This window comes from Escherichia sp. KCJ4928 (assembly GCF_004352695.1).
Taxonomy (GTDB): domain Bacteria; phylum Pseudomonadota; class Gammaproteobacteria; order Enterobacterales; family Enterobacteriaceae; genus ECMA0423.
Map to the genome: position 1 here is coordinate 1 of NZ_SJWV01000873.1, position 247 is coordinate 247.

Annotated in this window: 1 protein-coding gene; it reads left to right on the forward strand. The window is 53.8% G+C overall.

Going from position 1 to position 247, the window contains the following annotated elements; all coding sequences use genetic code 11:
• Positions 1–136: 136 nt before the first annotated feature.
• The coding region (locus tag E0D98_RS27200) for a Rop family plasmid primer RNA-binding protein (protein ID WP_131891742.1) at positions 137–247 on the forward strand (111 nt) is incomplete at its 3' end.

Below are 247 nucleotides of genomic sequence, written 5' to 3' on the forward strand. Positions count from 1 at the left end.
GCCGCGCATGTTCCTCATCCGTGACCCGTATCGTGAGCATCCTTTCGCGTTTCACCGGTATCATTAAAAACCTCCGACAGACTCCCCACACATGGAGAAACAGAACTGTGACTAAACAGGAAAAACAGCCCTTAACATGGCCCGCTTCATCAGAAGCCAGACGCTGACCCTGCTGGAAAAACTGAATGAACTTGACGCCGACGACCAGGCTGACATCTGCGAAGCGCTTCACGACCACGCCGACGAG